Genomic DNA, 856 nt, shown 5'->3' on the forward strand with positions numbered 1-856 from the left:
CCCTTGCCCGCCACTACGATTGCGACGTCTATCCGGCGCGCTGCGTCAGGCTGCCGGGCAACCGCTTCCGGCTCGAAATCGAGGACAAGTTGACCTTGCCGCGCACCGCTGACGGCAGCGTCGATGTCCGTGCCACCACCCAGCGTCTCAACGACGTCGTCGAGCGCTGGGTGCGAGAAGATCCCGGCCAGTGGATGTGGTTCCACAAAAGGTGGGAGATCAGCGGCGGGCGTCGAAAGCGACCGCAGGCAAAGGCGGTCCCAAACGCTTAGGCAGAGCTGCTGGCGTGGGGTTAGCCCAGCGCCAGCAGACAACAGCGAACCTGAACCCGCCTTAGTTGGTGACGACAATGCGCGTGTTGCCGAAACCCACTTCCCGCACCATCGAATAGAACGTGGCGGCATTGGCCGTGTGCAGCCTCACGCAGCCATGCGACGCCGGGCGGCCGAGCTGCCTGACGGCGCCGGTTCCATGGATGGCATAGCCGCCATGGAAGAACACCGAATAGGGCATCGGCGACATATGGTATTTGCGCGAATACCACATCCTGGCCGTGCGCTGCGGCCGATAGGTGCCGCGCGGCGTGAAATAGCCGGTGCGGGCGGTGGAGACACTCCACCGGTAAACCGACGCGCCATATCTGACGGTCATCGTCTGCGACGACACGTCTATATTTGCAACGAGGCTGGCTGCCCAGCCCTGCCCCGAAGCACCGAACAGCATTGCAACAAACATGGTTGCCATGAGAACTGTCTTTTTCATGCGATCAAACCCCTTTGATTGCCCCTAACCTGCCTGCCTGATTGTTTTTCATCTTTTTAATGGCAGATGCACGGGCTAACACACACACCTTGAC

The 856-nt window shown here is 60.9% G+C and carries 1 protein-coding gene and 1 pseudogene; one reads left to right on the forward strand and one right to left on the reverse strand.

Annotated elements, in window-relative coordinates:
• Positions 1 to 272, forward strand: a pseudogene (locus tag EN969_RS33280) (lipid A biosynthesis lauroyl acyltransferase); the annotation flags it as partial.
• 61 nt (positions 273 to 333) lie between these two features.
• On the opposite strand, the gene EN969_RS33285 reads toward EN969_RS33280, so the two are convergent.
• Positions 334 to 762 carry a L,D-transpeptidase gene (locus EN969_RS33285; RefSeq protein WP_013531220.1) on the reverse strand — a complete coding sequence of 143 codons (429 nt, stop codon included), beginning with the start codon at positions 760 to 762 and terminating at the stop codon, positions 334 to 336.
• Between the last annotated feature and the right edge of the window lie 94 nt (positions 763 to 856).

The sequence above is a fragment of the Mesorhizobium sp. M7A.F.Ca.CA.003.01.2.1 genome (genome assembly GCF_003998945.1).
Taxonomy (GTDB): Bacteria; Pseudomonadota; Alphaproteobacteria; order Rhizobiales; family Rhizobiaceae; genus Mesorhizobium; species Mesorhizobium ciceri.